Here is a 4,512-nt window from a genome sequence, read left to right on the forward strand (position 1 = left end):
TGCTATTCATTTGGAATTACCCCTTGATTATTAATTACACATAGAATTATTTCTATGTGTTTCAAGAGATTACGCAGGACAAAATTTGTCATTTCTGACGACAATGTTTGTCTTTGAATGACAAAATCTGTCATTAACTCCAAATGCTTTCATTTTGTGGATTATAAACAACGGTAGCTGTTTCTAAACAAAAATGGATAGATTTTTTTAAATGTTCATATAGTGCTGGAGAATGTTTTCTTATTTTTTGTTTGCTTCTTGTTAGACTTTGTCGTAAGGAATTGACAGGGGCTTTATTTTTTTGACTATTAAAAACTCGAGGACGCCCTTTACGATTTGTTTTAGCTTTAATTTGATTTGTTATAAAATCTAACGTCTGTTTTAATTGCTCTACCTTTTCCGTATCACCAAATTCTTTGGCTTCTTCAATTTCTTCATTTATTCTACTTACTTCGTTTTTATATTGTTGTAATTGGGCTGGTGTAATAACAACATCATGGTGATTTAATTCGCTTTCTAAACTAATTCCAGACGCGTGAAGTTCTTCAATATTTTCTAAAGATGAGGTACTTATTTCTTCGTGGGAATTAAGTTGCATCAATAATATTATTGAGACAGCTTGCTTAGGCTGTGTTAAAAGATACGCAATTCGGTCTAATCCCTTATCAACAGGAAGATGAAATGATTGCTCATCTAAATACCTAATTTTGTATGTAGTGCCATTTTTTGAAAATTGGTTAGATACTACAGATACAATCTGCAATTGTGCTGAGTTTGGGGCAACAGCAACCCAATTGGAGTCTGGTGTAAATGGCATCAGTTTGCAATTTGATAATAACTCAGGATGAACTTTTTCATCGACAGATTGCTTTGGTTTCGCCATTATTTCACTCGAAGTACAAGGTATAATGACCTGATCGTTTTTTTTATATACAGTTAATTCTGGTTGAATAAAAATTAAATCATGAATTGTTATTTTTTGTCCTTTCCTAAGCTTTATTACTTGACTGATGCCTTGAACAAGTTCAGCTAAACTAGATTGTAATGGAACGATGGTATAGCTATCCTCATGCGGAACCTCAATACATGAACCTTCGTATATTTTTTCCAATGTTTTATCAGGGTACAACTTTGAATTTTTTTCAAGTCGGATTAGGCCTTTGTATTTACATAGGTATGATGGTTTTGATATTTCATCAATATAGCTACGAGTAAGACATTGGCTATTAGTTGTTAAAAATTTTCTAACTTTAAACTGTCCCTCTTTTAGATATACCCCAAGATTTTCTTCTTCGAAACACTTTTCGATGATCTGATTAACCGATATCTCTAAATATTTCGCTGCTTCATCAACGCTAAGTCTTGATACAGGGAAAATTCCTCTTTTGGCAATTAAAATATCAATTCCATAGTGATGAAATCGAATTAACTCCGCCATCGTTGTAACAATAGGGGATCTTTTAGATGATTCTATACGTTCTATAGTCTTAGGTGGTAGATAGATGCCAGGTTCTGGCGCAGTTGGCCATATCACTTCATATAAGAATTTTTCTGCTGATGGAATAAATAATTCTTCACCAATAGACTCCACTAGCTCTAACCATTCTATGGGAGATACTTCAATAGGAATATGGCGATTTTTTTGTACCCGTTTTAATAATGCCAACGCATGAATATAATATTGGTTTAGTCTTTGTTTAATTTCACACACATTCCAGTAGGTTAGCGGATAAGTATAATACTCTCCCAAAGCACGTTGATTTATATCCACGCTAGGCTGCCTGTTGTATGTGGTACAAAATTCCTCGGCCATGTTAAAAGCTATACTAAGTGAAAGAAACTCCTCTAATTTCCATGTTGATTTAAGTAAGTTACTTGTGAGAGCCTCTTTAACCTTCTCTCTAAAAAGAATCGCTACTTGTTGAAGATTTTCATTGTAATCAAATTGCTGCAATTCTATGTTTAACCAACTATTGTTGACTTCTGTGAGCACAGCCTAACCTCCAAATATGGCCTCGTTCATTCTTGCTACAACTTTACTTGTATGGGCATCTGATAAATGAGCATATCGCTTCACCATCTGCAAAGTTTTATGCCCCAGAATTTCAGCGATCTCTGCCAAGCTAGCGCCATTCATAGCCAAATAGCTTGCACAAGAATGTCGCAAATCGTGCCATCTAAAGTCAGATATTTCAGCGCGCTTAAGTGCTGTTTCAAAGGGAGTGCGAAGATCCACTGGTTTCTTAAGATTATTTCCAGGAAAAACAAGCTCTGTATTTACATGTCGAATTTTTGCATGCTGTTTCATTAGTTCAAATGCGTGACCTGCCAGTGGCAAAGACCTTCTTTCACCATTCTTAGTTTCATGCAATGTAATGACTCCGCGATCAAAATCGACATCCTTCCAAGATAAGCCTAGTATTTCCATGCGTCTGCCTCCAGTAGATAAGGCCAGAACTACAGCGGTATATAAATATTGGCTTTCACTGCGTTTGCACTCTGCTAAGAGACGGGTGCGTTCTTCATCAGATAAAAAGCGTACACGACCTCTTGGCTCTTTAGGTTTAATGACACGACGCATGGGGGAGTCTTCGATCCATTGCCATTCTTTCATAGCAATTGTAAAGGTGTGAGATAAAGCAGCCAGATAACGAACAACAGTTGAGGGTGAGCGTGGCTTATTGCGGGTGGTTACCTCTGCTGCAAGTTGGTCTCTCTTCTCTGCGATACGGGCAGGGGATATATCTGCAATGCTATAGTGGCCTAATTCCTTTTTCCACCAATTTAGATGCTGCATGGTATTTTTGCTATTTTTGGGTTTTGTAGGAAGGATGTCTTTGATGTAACGATCTATCATTTCACCCAAAGTGCGTCGTTTAGATTCTGATGTTTTGAAGTGGCGGCCTTCTCGGATAGCGGCTTCTGTCTGTTGCACATAGGTTTTAGCATCGGTTAATCGTTTGAATGTAGCTTCTTGCGGAGGAAAGCCTTTAAGTCTAATTTTGACTCGATAATTGTACTTTCCATCTTTTCCCATTCGTTTTTCTATTGTTGCCATCGTTACATCATCAGTAAATAATTAATGGCGAGAGGTTACAACAAGCTCTAATAAATAGCAACATAGGAATGTTAATCCGATGATTTATTGCTTTATTCCTTTGATTTAATTGAACTTATATTTTTTAACGAATCTATTTGGGACATTTATGGGACATCCATAAAAAAAAGAAAGGTTTTTAGTATTAAAATCGAACAAAGTAGAGTGGGCTCTAGTCACCGGTGATAGCATCTTCTAATAACTGTTTTATTTCCTTAGAAAGCGTTCTTTTGTCTGTGGCTGATGCTAAAAGAGTATGAATTTTTTGATCGTCTTCAAATAATCGGATTAGATGAGTTTTAATAACCTTTAATAGTGGCTGAAAGGATTTGCTCATCTTCAGGGCTTCATATTCTTGAATAAGTTCATCAACACCGACATCTTCATTATCCGCATTTGCTTTGATGTACTCAATGTAATTTCTATCTGGAACTTGTTGAAGATTTGAATTATCTAACAACTGATTAATATGTTGCCTAATTTTTTTATCATCCCAACCAAAATCAAGTAAATCGGGGGTGGCTATTCTGCTGTAGAGTTGGGCAATGATATGACCTACCTTTGCTTGAAATTCTGGCTTTATTCCAAGTACCCTGTTTTCTAATAGTAAATCATAATGATCGGTGCGAAATGAGAATGAAAGAGGGAGCACCGCTACCATATCATCTTCAAAAGGTGCTTGTTTCGGTAGAAAGAAATGTGTTTTTTGATCGCTATTATTGAGTAACTTAGAAAGCTTATCTTTGAGTTGATCTAGTGCGTCACGAGAAATTATCTTTTTGTTTCCAATCTCGGTTGGTTTTATCTCATCCTTGATTAATCGTTTAATGAGGCTGCTTAATCTTCTGACCAAGCACACATTTACATGGCTAAGTTTGGGCTTACGTTTCTTTGTTCTAACCAAATCACAAGATTGAGTTAAGATCATTACATATTGAATTTTGCCATCAGAAGGTTGTATAGCAGGGTAGAACTCATCAAAGTATTGACGAAACTGCCCATCGATTTTTAGGATGTCGCCTTGTAAGAGAGATAATTCAGAGGAACGATCTTCATAAACATAAGGTGGTATTACTACATCGGTCACAGTGAACTAAGCTTCCTTTCCATATCTGCTCTAATTAAAAAAGCTTCATCAGTTTGAGATTCAAACTCTTTTAAATTCGTTTTAGCAATAGTTAACATCGCCTTGGAAAAATGAGGGCGTTGTTGTGACTTTGCGCTTGTACGCGATGTTTCATTTTTTGATGAAGTATTTCGTTTATGCATTTCAATCTCCTCTTGGTTTTAAGTATAACCGTATTTTAAGAGAAAATCATTAGGCTGAGTGTTGAGATTTGTTGTAGCTAGCTGCTACTGGTTATTTATGACTGTCCCAAAAGTGTCCCATGGGACGGTGGGTTTGTTTTATTTTC

General features: G+C 36.2%; 4 protein-coding genes. All 4 read right to left on the reverse strand.

The genetic code is table 11. The annotated features are described in order from the left end of the window. Positions 1–133: 133 nt before the first annotated feature. On the reverse strand, positions 134–1,993 hold the full coding sequence (locus tag Q0495_RS11220; protein ID WP_298626250.1) for a hypothetical protein: 1,860 nt from the start codon (positions 1,991–1,993) through the stop codon (positions 134–136). Positions 1,994–1,996: 3 nt separating this feature from the next. Then, complete coding sequence (locus tag Q0495_RS11225; RefSeq protein WP_298626252.1) at positions 1,997–3,058, reverse strand: site-specific integrase; 1,062 nt, start codon at positions 3,056–3,058, stop codon at positions 1,997–1,999. Between the two features lie 211 nt (positions 3,059–3,269). Then, positions 3,270–4,184, reverse strand: coding sequence for a hypothetical protein (locus Q0495_RS11230; protein ID WP_298626253.1), 915 nt, complete (start codon positions 4,182–4,184; stop codon positions 3,270–3,272). Further along, positions 4,181–4,366: a hypothetical protein gene (locus Q0495_RS11235; protein WP_298626255.1), complete on the reverse strand. Its 186-nt coding sequence runs from the start codon at positions 4,364–4,366 to the stop codon at positions 4,181–4,183. Before Q0495_RS11235 ends, Q0495_RS11230 begins: the two co-directional genes overlap by 4 nt. Positions 4,367–4,512 lie beyond the last annotated feature (146 nt).

The organism is uncultured Legionella sp. (assembly GCF_937871865.1).
In the GTDB taxonomy this organism is placed as follows: domain Bacteria; phylum Pseudomonadota; class Gammaproteobacteria; order Legionellales; family Legionellaceae; genus Legionella.